Here is a 13,385-nt window from a genome sequence, read left to right on the forward strand (position 1 = left end):
CCGGCGCGGCCACGGCCGCCCACCTGCTGCGCGGGCCGCTCCCCGGGACCGGTGCTAGGCCACCGCGGCCGGTGCCGCCTCGGCCGAGGTCACCGCGGTGCGCACCGGGTAGGTCCGGACCGACACCTCCTCGTCGTCCAGGCAGCGGCCCGTCGCCAGGTCGAAGCGCTGCTTGAGCAGCGGCGAGGCCACGAACGGCTTGCCCTCCACGCACCCCACCAGCCCCCGCGAGAGCACCGCCGCGCCCGTGAAGGGGTCCCGGTTGTCGATGGCGTACGTCCATCCCGAGCGGCCGAGGAACACCGCGGCCTGCCCGCCGTCGGGCAGCAGCACCGCCACCCCCCGACCCGGGATCATGTCGGACAGCTCGCACACCGTCAGCCAGCCTTCGTCCACCTGCAGTTCCACGGTCATCGGGTGCCTCCCACGGCTTCCAGCGGCTGCCGGCCGGTCAGGATCGCCAGGTCGGGCTTGACCTGGTCGCGTTCGGGCACGAACCGGACCGTCGGGTCCGGGGCCCCGGGAGCGTTGACGAAGGAGACGAACCGGCGCAGCCGTTCCGGGTCCTCCAAGGTCTCGGCCCATTCGTCGCGGTAGTTCGCGACGTGGTCCGCCATCAGCGACTCCAGCTCATCGCACAGCCCGAGGGAATCGTGGACGACGACGTCCCGCAGGTGGTCCAGGCCGCCCTCCAGCCGGTCCAGCCAGGTGGAGGTCCGCTCCAGGCGGTCCGCGGTGCGGATGTAGAACATCAGGAACCGGTCGATGAGCCGGACCAGTTCGGCGTCGGACAGGTCCTGGGCGAGGAGGTCGGCGTGGCGCGGGGTGGCCCCGCCGTTCCCGCCGACGTACAGGTTCCAGCCGTTCGCGGTCGCGATCACGCCGAAGTCCTTGCTCTGTGCCTCCGCGCACTCGCGGGTGCAGCCGGACACCGCCGACTTGAGCTTGTGCGGGGCGCGCAGGCCCCGGTAGCGCAACTCCAGCTCGATGGCCATCCGTACGCTGTCCTGGACCCCGTAGCGGCACCAGGTCTGTCCCACGCAGGACTTCACGGTCCGCAGCGCCTTGCCGTACGCGTGCCCCGACTCGAAGCCGGCTTCGACGAGGCGGGCCCAGATCCTCGGGAGCTGGTCCACGCTCGCCCCGAAGAGGTCGATGCGCTGCCCGCCGGTGATCTTCGTGTAGAGGCCGAAGTCGCGGGCGACCTCACCGATCACGATGAGTTTGTCCGGGGTGATCTCGCCGCCGGGGATGCGCGGGACGACCGAGTACGAGCCGTTGCGCTGCAGGTTCGCGAGGAAGTGGTCGTTGGTGTCCTGGAGGGAGGCCTGCTCCCCGTCGAGGACGTATCCGCTCGCGCCGAGGGTGGGGGCGAGCGAGGCGATGATCGAGCCGACCGCCGGCTTGCAGACCTCGCAGCCGTCGCCGCCGCGGGCCGTCTCCCGGCCGTGGCCGTCGAGGAGCTGCTCGTACGAGGTCAGCCGGCGGGTGCGGACGATCTCGTACAGCTCGGCGCGGGTGAACGGGAAGCAGCCGCACAGCCCCTTGTCGGCGCGGGCGGGCAGCAGTTGCTCGATCACCTTGATGCAGCCGCCGCAGCCGGTGCCCGCCTTGGTGCACTTCTTGACCTCGGGGAGGGTGGTGCAGGCGGTGATCGCCTTCTTGGTGACGTTGTGGCAGGAGCAGATGACCGCCGTGTCGGGGAGCGCGGACGGGCCGAGCTGCGCGGCGGGGGACAGGCCCGCGGGGAGCACCAGCTGGTCCGGGCTGACGGGCGGGACGCTGCCGGTGAGCGGGCGCAGCAGCCCGTACGCGTCGGCGTCGCCGACGAGGACCCCGCCGAGCAGTACCCCGTCGGGGGAGACGACCAGCTTCTTGTAGACGCCCGAGCGGGAGTCGGAGTAGACGACGTCGAGGCTGTTCTCGGTGGTGCCGTGCGCGTCGCCGAAGGAGGCCACGTCCACGCCGAGCAGCTTCAGCTTGGTGGACAGGTCCGCTCCGGTGAACTCCTTCTCCCGGCCGAGCAGGTCCTCGGCGGCGGTCTCGGCCATCTCGTAGCCGGGGGCGACGAGGCCGTACACCCGTCCGTCGGAGGCGAGGGCGCACTCGCCGACGGCGTAGACGCGCGGGTCGGAGGTGCGGCAGCGGGAGTCCACGGCGATGCCGCCGCGCTCGCCGACCGTCAGGCCCGACTCGCGGGCGAGCTGGTCGCGGGGGCGGACGCCGGCGGAGAAGACGACGATCCCGGTGTCGACGGTGGAGCCGTCGGAGAGCAGCATTCCGCTGACGCGGCCGTCCTCGCCGGTGAGGATCTCCTGGGTGCCGACGCCGGTGTGCACGGTCAGGCCCATGCCCTCGATGGTGCGCAGCAGGGCCGCACCGCCGCCCTCGTCGACCTGCACGGGCATCAGGCGGGGGGCGAACTCCACGATCCGGGTGGGGAGCCCGAGCCCGTTGAGGGCGCCGGCGGCCTCCAGGCCGAGGAGACCACCGCCGACGACGGCGCCGGAGGTGCAGGTCGCGGCGTACTCCTCGATGGCGAGGAGGTCCTCGATGGTGCGGTAGACGAAGCAGCCGGGGGCGTCCTTGCCGGGCACGGGCGGCACGAAGGGGTAGCTGCCGGTCGCCAGGACGAGGACGTCGTACGGGAACACCCGCCCCGAGCGGGAGGTGACGGTACGGGCCTCCCGGTCGATGCTTTCGGCGGGGTCGCCGACGTGCAGGTCGATCCCGTGCTGCTCCATGAAGCCGGCGGGGGTGAGGGAGAGCTCCTCGGGGCTGCTGCCGGAGAAGTACGAGGTGAGGTGGACGCGGTCGTAGGCGGGCCGGGGCTCTTCGCACAGGACGGTGATCCGGTGCGTGGCGGTGGCCCCGCGCTCGGCGAGGGCCTCCAGGTAGCGCTGGCCGACCATGCCGTGGCCGATGAGCACGATGGCGGGGGTGGGCGTGGATGCGGCCATGATCAGGAGCCTCCGTCGTCGGTGAGCAGGTGGAACAGATCGGTCAGGACTTCCTCGTCCTCCCAGCTGCGGGCGAGGGCGCCGACGCTGGAGAGCTCGCCGAGGAGGACGCCGCCGACGAGGCGGTCGCCGCGGACGACGACCTTCCGGTAGGTCCGGCGGGTGGCGTCCGAGAGGCGGACCACGTCGTCGCCGGGGAGCGGGGTGGTCTCGCCGAAGGCGGCCAGGTCGAGCGGGCCGGTGCCGCCGGCAGCGAGGGTCAGGCGGGTCAGGGCGCGGGTTCCGGTGTAGCCGGGGGGCGGGACGGTGGCCCCGCCGCCGGTCGCGGACCCGCCGGCCGGGGGCTCGCCGGCCGGGAGCCCGCCGGTCATGAGGCCGTCGGTCAGGACGGCGGCGAGGGAGTCGGCCTGCTCCAGGGCGGCGCCGGCCAGGCCGTACACCCGGCCGGCGTGCTCGGCGCAGTCGCCGATGGCGTGGATGTGCGGGTCGTCGGTCCGCAGCCGGTCGTCCACCACGATGCCGGTGCGGACGGTGAGCCCGGCGGCGCGGGCCAGGCGGGTGCGGGGGCGGACGCCGCAGGCCAGGACGACGAGGTCGGCATCGAGGCGGTAGCCGTCGGCGAGTTCGACGCCGGTGACGCGGCGGCCGGAGCTGGCGCCGGGGCCGGTGCCGGCACCCGTTCCCGTGCCGGGGTCGGCGGAGGTGCTCAGCCCGCGGACCCGGCACTCGGTGTGGATCTCGATGCCGAGGGCGGTCAGATGGGCGTGCAGCAGCGCCGAGGCCTCCGCGTCGAGCTGGCGCTCCATCAGGCGCTCGCCCTGCTGGGTCAGGACCACCTGCGCGCCCCGCTCGGCCAGCGCGCGGGCCGCGGAGACGCCGAGCAGGCCGCCGCCGATCACCACCGCGCGCACGGCCGGCCCGGCCGCTACGGCCGTCGACAGCGCCAGGCAGTCGTCCATGGTCCGGAACGCGTGGACCCCGTCCGGGAGTTCCCGGTCCGCCAGGGAGGCCGCTGCGGCCCCGGCGGGGCCGAGGCCGCCGGGCTCGAAGAGTCCGCGCAGCGGCGGCAGTACGGCGTTGGAGCCCGTGGCCAGGACCAGGGCGTCGTACCGCTGCGTGCTGCCGTCGTCGCAGTGCACCGTCCGGTCGGCACGGTCGATCCGGACCGCCCGCACTCCCCGCCGCAGCACGGGGCCGGGGTCCGGAAGGGCGGCGACCTCCGGCGCGTACCGGCCGGCGAGGACCTCGGCGAGCAGCACCCGGTTGTACGGGACGTGCGACTCCTCGCCGAGCACGGTGACCCGCGCGGCCGGGCAAGCACCCAGCCGCTGTGCGAGCCTGACGCCTGCGAGGCCGCCGCCGATCACCACCACACGCTGCTGTTCCGAGGTCATGACACGAGCGTGCGCGGCGGCTGTTTCCCCTCGACATCGCGCTTGTTACCCGAACGGAACGCCCACCTCAGCGCGGTGGCCGGGGGGCGGTGAGGCCTCCCCGGCCCGGTACGGGCCGTCAGTACGTGCCCGTGAGGTGGGCGAAGACGACCACGTTGCCCTGGTATCCGGTCCGGGGCGAGAAGTCGCCGCCGCACGTGATCACCCGCAGCTCGGCGCGCTGCGAGGGCCCGTACACGCGCGCGTCCGGGAAGTGCTCCGCGTCGTACACCTCGACCGCGTGGACGGTGAACACGGCCGTACGCCCGTCCGCGCGCCGCACCTCGACGGCGTCCCCGCGGCGCAGCGCGCCCAGCCGGTAGAAGACCGCCGGCCCGGAGGCGTGGTCGACGTGGCCGACGACGACGGCCGTGCCCACGGCTCCCGGGGTGGTGCCCTCCCGGTACCAGCCCGCCAGGTCGCGGCGGGCCGGCGGCGGCACGTCGAGGCTTCCGTCGCGGGCCAGGCCGAGGCCGGTCAGCGGAGCGTCCACGCGGATGGACGGGATCCGGATCCGGGTCGGCGGGGATCCGGGAAGCGGGTCGATGCTGCCCGGGTACCGGGCCTGCCCGCTGCCGCTCAGGGCCTCGGCGGGGGAGGGGAGCGGGGGCCGCACCGGTTCGCCGGAGCCGGTGCCGACGAGCCAGATGCCGATGCAGGCGGTGAGCGCGACGAGCCCGCCGCGGCCGGCCTGGCTGGCGCCCATGCGATGCCCCCTTGGTGTACGGCGTGCTCTGCGTGTGACGGGCCGTCGCCCGGCCCCGCGAACGGGGGGACCTCGCGGGGCGGGCGACGGGGGGCGGTACCGGTCGGGACCGCGGCCGCAGCCGCGGTGGGCGCCCGTCAGCTCCGCGTGCCGCTCGCCCGGCGACGCAGGAGCCAGGTACCGCCGACGGCGGCCGCGGCCAGCACTGCCGCTCCCGCCGTGATCCGGACGGGGCTCGCGGTGGTGGTCGTCCCACCACCCACCCCGGTGCGAACGTGGCCCTGCGGGCCGCGCTCGGTGATGACCAGGTCCCCGGTGGCGTACTTTCCGTCGGCGCAGGTCGCGCCGATGCTGTACCTGCCCGGGCGGGTGTCGCGGGCGACCTGGAACTGCCCGACGACCACCTCCTCGTGCGTACCGGGCACCAGCTTGAAGCGGCCGCCGCCGACCATGGTGGCGTCGCCGTCGGCGTGCCCGTCCGGCCCGCAGGCCGTGGTGTTCGCGGTGACCGTGGCCCCGGGTGCGGCCGACGCGGGCCAGACCTCCAGCACGGCGAAGTCGCCCGGGGCGGCGTCGGCCCTGCTGTGGTGCGCGGCGGCGGCCCGGCCCGCGGCCCCACCCGCGACCGCACCGGCGACCGGGCCGGCGAACGCGGCGGCGGTCAGCGCGGTGGCGGTGAGCACATGGGCGGTGCGACGGCGCATGGTGGCTCCTGGAGACACGGGGTCGTGCTCCCGTGGTAACCCCTCCCCGCGATCCCCCGCCTGCTGATGGCATGTCAGCTCGGGTCGTGCGGTCGGCATTCCCGCAGGTCACGGCCGCCCATTAGGCCATATGGGGGACTCCGTCCGTCCGGGGGACCGGCTGCGGCTCCCCGCCCGGGGCCGGGTGCCGCCAGATCCCGCCCGCAACGACGCGTACGGTGGAGGGCCCGGGGAGCCCCGGCCCGGGTCCGGGAGAACGAGAGGGAGGGCCCGTGACATCAGCGACCGGCGGAGGCGGCGGGCCGGCGACCGCCGCGCTGCCCTTCTTCGTGTACGGGACCCTGCGGCCCGGCGAGGTCAACCACGCCCTGTTCCTGCGCGGTCGGACCTCGGCCGAGGAGCCCGCCCGGCTCCCCGGCGCGCTCCTGTACGACGGCCCCGGCTACCCGTACGCCGTCCGGCGGGCGGGGTCGGAGATCGTGGGTGAGCTGATCACCGCCGCGCCGGGCGCGTACGAGACGCTGCTGGCCCAACTGGACCGCCTGGAGGAGTACCACGGCCCCGGCATGCCGCTGAACGTCTACGACCGGGTTCGGTGCGACGCGGTCCGCCCGGACGGCACGCGCTCCCCCGCGTGGGTCTACCTGGCGGCCCCGCCGCTGGCCCGCAGGCTGCGCGAGTCGGGCAGGGAGATACCCGGCGGCGACTGGCTGGGCCGCCGGACGCCGCGCCGGACCCTCCCCGAACAGAACGGCTAGCTAGCCGTTCCCGCGGCCGCTACAGCCCTTCGGCGCCGCGGTTGCGCAGCCGCTGGCCGTACTGCTGGAGGACCCACAGCTCCTCCTGGATCGCCGCCAGCTGTTCCGGCGGCGCATGCGGGCCCAGCCGGGCCATCGTGCCGGTGATCTCGTGGACCCGGCGGTCGACCGCGCGCAACCGGACCTGGACCAGCTGGACCCCGGCGTATCCCTCGTCGACCGTCCGGGAGCGGATGGCTTCCACGGCCAGCTCGGTGACCAGCGCGCGGACCGTGTCGTTCGGCGCCGCCTCACGGACCCGGGCCAGGTAGTCGTCGCCGCCGGGCGAGACCCCGCCCGCGTCCTGGATCGCCTGGCGGACGGCCGCGTACGGCGGGGCGGTGAATTCGTCCACCCCGTAGGCGTCGAAGGCCGGTGAGACCAGCTCGGGCCGCTGCAGCGCCAGCTTCAGCAGTTCGCGCTCCGTCACGTGGACCGGGTTGCGCAGGTTGAGCGCGGGACCCCCCGCGGGGGCGGCCGGCGCCGGCACGGCCTCGTACGTGCGGCCCGGGGCGGCCGGAGGCCGGTCCCCGGCGCCGGGCCTGCCGCCGCGCTCGCGCGCCCAGCGGGCCAGCTGCGCGACCCGCTTGACCACGAACTGCTCGTCGCGGATGCCGAGCATGCCCGCCAGCTGGACCGCCGACTCGTGCTGGATCGCGATGTTCTTGATGCCGGCGACGACCGGGGCGGCCTCGTCGAGCGCGGCCGCCCGGCCCGCCGGGTTCTCCAGGTTGTGCCGGGACACGATGTGCCGCAGCGCGAACTCGAACAGCGGAGTGCGCGAGTCCACGAGCGAGGCCACGGCCTCGTCGCCCTGGGCCAGGCGCAGGTCGCAGGGGTCCATGCCGCCGGGGGTGATGGCGATGGAGGTCTCGGCGGCGAACTTCTGGTCGTCCTCGAAGGCACGCAGGGCGGCCTTCTGCCCTGCGGCGTCGCCGTCGAAGGTGAAGATCACCTCGGCGGTGGCGTTGTCCATCAGCAGCCGGCGCAGGATCTTGACGTGCTCACCACCGAAGGCGGTGCCGCAGGTCGCGATCGCGGTGGTGACCCCGGCCAGGTGGCAGGCCATCACGTCGGTGTACCCCTCGACGACCACCGCCCGCGAGGTCTTCGCGATCTCCTTCTTCGCCAGGTCGATTCCGTACAGCACCTGGGACTTCTTGTAGATCGCCGTCTCGGGCGTGTTCAGGTACTTCGGGCCGTTGTCGTCCTCGCGCAGCTTGCGCGCGCCGAAGCCGACCACCTCGCCGCTGATGTCGCGGATCGGCCACATGAGCCGACCGCGGAAGCGGTCGATGGGCTTGCCGCTGCGGCTGTCCTGGGCCAGGCCCGAGGTGATCAGCTCCCGGTCGGTGAAGCCCTTGCCGCGCAGGAAGCGGGTCAGGTGGTCCCAGCCGGCCGGGCTGTAGCCGACGCTGAAGTACGTGGCCGCGGCCTGGTCGAAACCGCGCTCGGCCAGGAACCTGCGGGCGATCTCCGCCTCGGGGCCGTTCAGCTGGTCGATGTAGAACTGGGCGGCCGCCTTGTGCGCCTCGACCAGGCGGATCCGCTCGCCGCGGCCGCTGGTGCCCGCGGTGTAGCCGCCCTCTTCGTAACGCAGGGTGATGCCCGCCTGGGCGGCCAGCCGCTCGACCGCCTCGGAGAACGACAGGTGGTCGATCTTCATGACGAAGTCGAGGGTGTCCCCGCCCGCCTGGCAGCCGAAGCAGTGGTAGAGGCCCTTGCTGGGGCTGACCTGGAAGGACGGGGACTTCTCGTCGTGGAAGGGGCACAGGCCCTTGAGGTTGCCGCCTCCGGCGTTGCGCAGCTGCAGGTAGTCGGAGACCACGGCGTCGATCGGGACCGCGTCCCGCACTGCCTTCACGTCGTCGTCGTTGATCCGTCCTGCCACCCGTGAAGTCTACGGCCGGACGCGGGGAAACCCTCAGGCGCCCCGGCCCGCCACGAGCGAGCTGAGCGGAACCCCCGGGTCCGCCAGGGCCTCGCGGTTGACCTGCTCCTTCGACCTGATCAGGGCCTGGATGTCGTTCGTGACGTCCCACACGTTCACGTTCATACCGGCCAGCACCCGCCCGTCCGACAGCCAGAAGGCGATGAACTCCCGCTTGGCCGCGTCACCGCGGATCAAGACCTGGTCGTAGCCGCCCGCCGGCGCGTACCCCGAGTACTCCAGGCCCACGTCGTACTGGTCCGAGAAGAAGTACGGCACCCGGTCGTAGCTGATCTCCTGCCCCAGCATGGACCGCGCGGCGGCCGGACCGCCGTTGAGGGCGTTCGCCCAGTGCTCGACGCGCAGCCGGGTTCCCAGCAGCGGGTGGTGGGCGGCGGCCACGTCCCCGGCCGCGTAGACGTCCGGGTCCGAGGTGCGCAGCGAGGCGTCCACCGCGATACCGCCGCCGTGCTCCCGGTCGACCAGGGCCAGTCCGGAGGTCTCGGCCAGCGCCGTCCGCGGGGCGGCGCCGATCGCGGCGAGCACCGCGTGCGCCGGAAGCTCCTCCCCGGTGTCCGTGCGGGCGGCGAGCACCATGCCGTCGTGCCCGACGATCTCGGTGAGGCGGGTCTCGAAGTGGAAGCGGACCCCGTGCTCGGCGTGCAGGTCGGCGAAGAGCCGGCCGATCTCAGGGCCGAGCACCCCGTGCAGCGGAGTGGCCAGCGGCTCGACCACGGTGACCTCCGCCCCGTACTCGCGGGCCGCGGCGGCGACCTCCAGGCCGATCCAGCCCGCGCCGGCGATCAGGAGGTGGCCGTTGTCCCGGCCGAGGCCGGCCAGGACGGCTCGCAGCCGTTCGGCGTGCGCGAGCCGGCGCAGGTGGTGTACCCCGGCCAGCCCGGTGCCCGGGATGTCCATGCGGCGCGGCTCGGCCCCGGTGGCCAGGAGCAGCTTGTCGTAGTGCAGCGCGGTGCCGTCGCCGAGGACGACCTTCTTCGACTCCCGGTCCAGGTGCACCGCGGGCTGGCCGAGGTGCAGCTCGATGTCGGCGCGGGCGTACCAGGACGCCTCGTGGACGAAGACGCTGTCGCGCTCCTCCTTGCCCTGGAGGTAGCCCTTGGACAGCGGGGGCCGTTCGTAGGGGTGGTCGCGCTCGTCTCCGATCAGGATCACCCGCCCCGTGAACCCCTCGGACCTCAGCGTCTCCGCCGCCTTGGCCCCAGCCAGACCTGCGCCGACGATGACGAACGTCCGGTGTGCGTCGACCACCTGATGCCTCCTCATAACCTCACCGCCACTTGCGACCACATGCGAGCGTCCCGCACCGAGCCTGCCGCGTGAAGGGGGAGTGGCCCGATCGGATCACCCTTCGGCGCGGCTGGTGCGGCTGGTGCGGCGGGTGAGCCGGGCGTGCAGGGAGCGCGCCGATGCGTCCGTCAGACACGCGATCTGGTCGATGACCGCGCGTTTGCGCGCCTTGTCGTCCGTGGCCGCGTCGAAGATCGCACGGAACTGCGGGTCCAGGCCCTCGGGCGCGCGGACGAGCAGCGCCTCGGCGAGTTCGGCCAGGACGATGCGCTGGTCGGCGCGGAGCCGCTCCTGCTCGTCGCGCTGCATCACGTACAGGTCGGCGACCGCCTTGAGGACGGCGCACTCGTTGCGCGTCTCGCGCGGGACGACCAGCTCCGCCGCGTACCGGGTCAGCCGGCCGGAGCCGTACGCCTCGCGGGTGGCACCCTCGGCGGCCAGGCAGAACCGGCCGATCAGCTGGCTGGTGGCGTCCTTCAGGCGGGCCTGGGCGACGGCCGAGCCGTCGTAGCCGTGCGGCCACCACTCCTGCTCCATCAGCCGGTCGAGGGCCTCGCGGAGCTCCTCCGGGTCGGTGCCGGCGGGGACGTACCGGCCGATCGCGACCTGCCGGATCGCGGCGCGCTCGGGCTCGGCGAACAGGAGGTTGGGGTCGATGTGCCCTGCGTGCAGGCCGTCCTCGAAGTCGTGGACGGAGTAGGCGACGTCGTCCGACCAGTCCATGACCTGCGCCTCGAAGCACTTGCGGTCGGCGGGCGCGCCGCGCCGCAGCCACGCGAAGACGGGCAGGTCGTCCTCGTACGCGCCGAACTTGACCGAGTCGGGGTCGGTGGGGTGGCCGCCGCGGGGCCAGGGGTACTTGGTGGCGGCGTCGAGGCAGGCCCGGGTGAGGTTGAGGCCGACGCTGAGGGGGCCGCCGGTCGCCGGATCGGCCGTGAACCGTTTCGGCTCCAGGCGGGTCAGCAGGCGCAGCGACTGGGCGTTGCCCTCGAAGCCGCCGCAGTCCTTGGCGAACTCGTTCAGCGCCTCCTCGCCGTTGTGTCCGAAGGGCGGGTGGCCCATGTCGTGCGAGAGGCAGGCGGCCTCGACCAGGTCGGGGTCGCAGCCGAGGGCCGCGCCGAGCTCGCGGCCGACCTGGGCGCACTCCAGGGAGTGCGTCAGGCGGGTGCGGGGGCTGGCGTCCCAGTCGTACGAGCGGCTGCCCGGGGTGACGACCTGGGTCTTCCCGGCGAGGCGGCGCAGCGCGGCCGAGTGCAGCACGCGGGCCCGGTCGCGCTGGAAGGCGGTCCGGCCGGGGCGCTTGTCGGGCTCGGGGGCCCAGCGCTCGGTGTCGGCAGGGGAGTAGTGGCCTCCGGGGCCGCCGGGAGCACCGGGGCCTGCTGGGCCCCCGACGCCTCCGGGGTCGGCGGGGCCGTGCGGACGGACGGGTGCGGTGCCTGCCATGCCTTCCATGGTCCGACGGTAACCGGCGGCACCGACAATCCGAGCAAACCGAACCCGCGCGGCCCTCAGGCGGTGGCGAGTTCCAGCGGGGTCCGGGCCCGGCGGGCGGCCAGGGCCTCGTCGTAGCGCCGCAGCACGAGCCGGGCCAGCGCAGGGTGGTCGCCGAGCGGAGCGGCCGCCGGGCCGGTCGCGGCGGCCGCGCTCTGCACGGAGAAACGTCCCGGGGCGGTGAAGTACGAGGCCACGGCCACCCGGTGGTGGCCGCGGGCGGCCAGGGCCCGGACCGCGTCGGACACGGCGGGCGCCGCGGCGGAGGCGTAGGCCGCGACGACGGCCGTCCCGCCGAGGCGCTCGGAGAGCAGGGCGGCGGTGCGCCGGGTGTCGGCCGCTGCGTCGGGGTCGCGCGAGCCGGCGGCGGCGAGCACGACGGCGGTGTGGGCGTCCGGGCTCCAGCCCGCCTCCAGGAGGCGCTCGCGGAGGGCCTCGACGAGCAGCGGGTGCGGGCCGAGCGGCGCGGCGACCCGGGCGTCGGCGTGCCGGGCCGCGGCTGCGGGGATGTCCCGCTTGACGTGGTACCCGCGGCCGAGGAGCAGGGGGACCAGCACGGCCGGGCCGGGGGTGCGCCGCAGGGTGTCGGCGAGCAGGGGCCGGTTCAGCTCGATGTGGCCGAGACGGACGTCGAGGCGGGGGCGGAGCTCGCGGATCCGGTCGAGCAGGGCCTGCACGGTGGGCAGGGCGCGCGGGTCGCGGCTGCCGTGGGCGACGGCGACGAGGGTGGGCTGCATGCGTGGACTCCGTGGGACGGGGCCCCCGGCGGGCGCAGTCCGCGCAGCTGCGTGCCGAGTTGGACGGTGATCCGGGACAGCAGCTCAGCGGCCGTGGCGGCGGGAAGCGGGAGGGAAGGGGACTCGGGAGGGTGCACCGGCTCCGTCATGAACCGATCCTGCGGGGTGCAGGTTGCAGGGGCGTTGCGCAGGGATGACGGGTGTTTGCAAGGTGCTCACTCGGTCATTCGTCCGAGTGAAAGAGCGGGGGTGGGGAACCCGGGCCGCCGGCTTGATCGTCAATGTGTGCGAACGACGCGTACGAACGGCGCGTGCGAACGACGCGTACGAACGGCCTGTGCACCACGGTGCGTGCGAGGCGCGGGCATCCGGACGGGCGGGTCGGCTGGGCAAGCCGGCAGGGCACGTCGGCTGCGTGCGCGGACGGGGCGGCCGAGGTGAGCGGAGGGGGGATCGGGCATGAGGACCACGGGCCACACGAGGACCACGGGGAGCAGGGGCATGCGGGACCGGGCGAGGAAGACGGCAGCGGCGTTGTGGTCGCGGCTGCCGCGCGGAGTGCGGGGTCGACGGGGTGCGGTGCAGGCGGTGATGGCGGGCTGCGTGCTGGCGCTGCTGCCGTCGGCGTGGACGCACGCGGTGGCCGCGGACCGGCTGCACGGCACGGCCGACGCACCGCCCGCCGAGGTGGCGGTGGTGTTCGGGGCGGGGCTGTGGCACGGCCAGCCCACCCCGTACCTGGCCCGCCGGCTCGACGCGGCGGTGGAGCTGTACCGCACCGGCAAGGTGAAGGTCGTCCTCGTCACGGGGGACAACAGCCGCACCGAGTACGACGAGCCGAGCTCGATGCGGACGTACCTCACGGCGCACGGGGTGCCGGACGCGCACATCGTCAGCGACTACGCGGGCTTCGACACGTGGGACTCGTGCGTCAGGGCCCGGGAGATATTCGGGGTCGAGCGGGCGGTGCTGATCAGCCAGGGCTTCCACATACGCCGGGCCGTCGCCCTGTGCCAGGCGGCGGGCGTGGAGTCGCACGGGGTCGGTGTGGACGACGAGCACGACGCGACCTGGTACTACGGCGGCACCCGCGAGGTGTTCGCGGCGAGCAAGGCGGCTCTGGACGCGGCCTTCAAGCCGCAGCCGCACTTCCTCGGGCCTAAGGAGCAGGGGGTGTCCCGGGCCCTGGGCGCTCTGCGAGACTGACGCGGCGCTGCCGGGCGGGCCGCTGCCGGCGGTCCTCGCTGCGGAGCCGCGCCGGGTAGCCGCGGACCGGTCGCGTGCGAAGGCAGGGGTGGGTAAGCGTGGACCGGTCGGGT

11 protein-coding genes are annotated in these 13,385 nt (G+C 74.4%); 2 read left to right on the forward strand and 9 right to left on the reverse strand.

Annotation, left to right across the window (positions count from 1 at the left end; genetic code table 11):
• Window positions 1–54 precede the first annotated feature (54 nt).
• The 5 genes from nirD to ACFV7Q_RS04095 form a co-directional block, all read right to left on the reverse strand.
• Window positions 55–414 (reverse strand): nitrite reductase small subunit NirD, encoded by a 360-nt coding sequence (gene nirD / locus ACFV7Q_RS04075; protein ID WP_385423328.1) that lies wholly within the window; start codon window positions 412–414, stop codon window positions 55–57.
• Window positions 411–2,960: a nitrite reductase large subunit NirB gene (nirB, locus tag ACFV7Q_RS04080; RefSeq protein WP_385423330.1), complete on the reverse strand. Its 2,550-nt coding sequence runs from the start codon at window positions 2,958–2,960 to the stop codon at window positions 411–413. The genes nirD and nirB overlap by 4 nt, the downstream gene beginning before the upstream one ends.
• 2 nt (window positions 2,961–2,962) lie before the next feature.
• Window positions 2,963–4,354, reverse strand: a complete 1,392-nt coding sequence (locus ACFV7Q_RS04085; protein ID WP_385423332.1) for an NAD(P)/FAD-dependent oxidoreductase — start codon at window positions 4,352–4,354, stop codon at window positions 2,963–2,965.
• A 118-nt stretch (window positions 4,355–4,472) separates the two neighbouring features.
• On the reverse strand, window positions 4,473–5,099 hold the full coding sequence (locus tag ACFV7Q_RS04090; RefSeq protein ID WP_385423334.1) for a class F sortase: 627 nt from the start codon (window positions 5,097–5,099) through the stop codon (window positions 4,473–4,475).
• Window positions 5,100–5,236: 137 nt separating this feature from the next.
• A complete protein-coding gene (locus tag ACFV7Q_RS04095; RefSeq protein WP_385423336.1) occupies window positions 5,237–5,803 on the reverse strand; it encodes a hypothetical protein in 567 nt (188 codons plus the stop codon).
• Between the two features lie 272 nt (window positions 5,804–6,075).
• On the opposite strand from ACFV7Q_RS04095, the gene ACFV7Q_RS04100 reads away from it, so the two are divergent.
• On the forward strand, window positions 6,076–6,561 hold the full coding sequence (locus ACFV7Q_RS04100) for a gamma-glutamylcyclotransferase family protein (protein WP_385423338.1): 486 nt from the start codon (window positions 6,076–6,078) through the stop codon (window positions 6,559–6,561).
• Window positions 6,562–6,580: 19 nt separating this feature from the next.
• Here ACFV7Q_RS04100 and dnaG read toward each other — a convergent pair whose 3' ends face one another.
• The 4 genes from dnaG to ACFV7Q_RS04120 form a co-directional block, all read right to left on the reverse strand.
• Window positions 6,581–8,491 (reverse strand): DNA primase, encoded by a 1,911-nt coding sequence (gene dnaG, locus ACFV7Q_RS04105; RefSeq protein ID WP_385423340.1) that lies wholly within the window; start codon window positions 8,489–8,491, stop codon window positions 6,581–6,583.
• Window positions 8,492–8,524: 33 nt separating this feature from the next.
• Window positions 8,525–9,799 carry an NAD(P)/FAD-dependent oxidoreductase gene (locus ACFV7Q_RS04110; RefSeq protein ID WP_385423342.1) on the reverse strand — a complete coding sequence of 425 codons (1,275 nt, stop codon included), beginning with the start codon at window positions 9,797–9,799 and terminating at the stop codon, window positions 8,525–8,527.
• 93 nt (window positions 9,800–9,892) lie between these two features.
• A complete protein-coding gene (locus ACFV7Q_RS04115) occupies window positions 9,893–11,290 on the reverse strand; it encodes a deoxyguanosinetriphosphate triphosphohydrolase (protein ID WP_385423344.1) in 1,398 nt (465 codons plus the stop codon).
• Window positions 11,291–11,346: 56 nt separating this feature from the next.
• Window positions 11,347–12,066: a sirohydrochlorin chelatase gene (locus ACFV7Q_RS04120; protein WP_385423346.1), complete on the reverse strand. Its 720-nt coding sequence runs from the start codon at window positions 12,064–12,066 to the stop codon at window positions 11,347–11,349.
• A gap of 501 nt (window positions 12,067–12,567) precedes the next feature.
• Here ACFV7Q_RS04120 and ACFV7Q_RS04125 point away from each other — a divergent pair.
• Window positions 12,568–13,272, forward strand: a complete 705-nt coding sequence (locus ACFV7Q_RS04125; protein WP_385423348.1) for a vancomycin high temperature exclusion protein — start codon at window positions 12,568–12,570, stop codon at window positions 13,270–13,272.
• Window positions 13,273–13,385: the final 113 nt, after the last annotated feature.

The organism is Streptomyces sp. NPDC059851 (assembly GCF_042732005.1).
GTDB lineage: Bacteria > Actinomycetota > Actinomycetes > Streptomycetales > Streptomycetaceae > Streptomyces.

Excerpts from the sequence above, each read along its gene's own strand:
- nirD (WP_385423328.1), bottom strand. The coding sequence starts at position 414 with ATGACCGTGGAACTGCAGGTGGACGAAGGCTGGCTGACGGTGTGCGAG.
- nirB (WP_385423330.1), bottom strand. The coding sequence starts at position 2,960 with ATGGCCGCATCCACGCCCACCCCCGCCATCGTGCTCATCGGCCACGGC.
- ACFV7Q_RS04085 (WP_385423332.1), bottom strand. The coding sequence starts at position 4,354 with ATGACCTCGGAACAGCAGCGTGTGGTGGTGATCGGCGGCGGCCTCGCA.
- ACFV7Q_RS04090 (WP_385423334.1), bottom strand. The coding sequence starts at position 5,099 with ATGGGCGCCAGCCAGGCCGGCCGCGGCGGGCTCGTCGCGCTCACCGCC.
- ACFV7Q_RS04095 (WP_385423336.1), bottom strand. The coding sequence starts at position 5,803 with ATGCGCCGTCGCACCGCCCATGTGCTCACCGCCACCGCGCTGACCGCC.
- ACFV7Q_RS04115 (WP_385423344.1), bottom strand. The coding sequence starts at position 11,290 with ATGGAAGGCATGGCAGGCACCGCACCCGTCCGTCCGCACGGCCCCGCC.
- ACFV7Q_RS04120 (WP_385423346.1), bottom strand. The coding sequence starts at position 12,066 with ATGCAGCCCACCCTCGTCGCCGTCGCCCACGGCAGCCGCGACCCGCGC.
- ACFV7Q_RS04125 (WP_385423348.1), top strand. The coding sequence starts at position 12,568 with ATGCGGGACCGGGCGAGGAAGACGGCAGCGGCGTTGTGGTCGCGGCTG.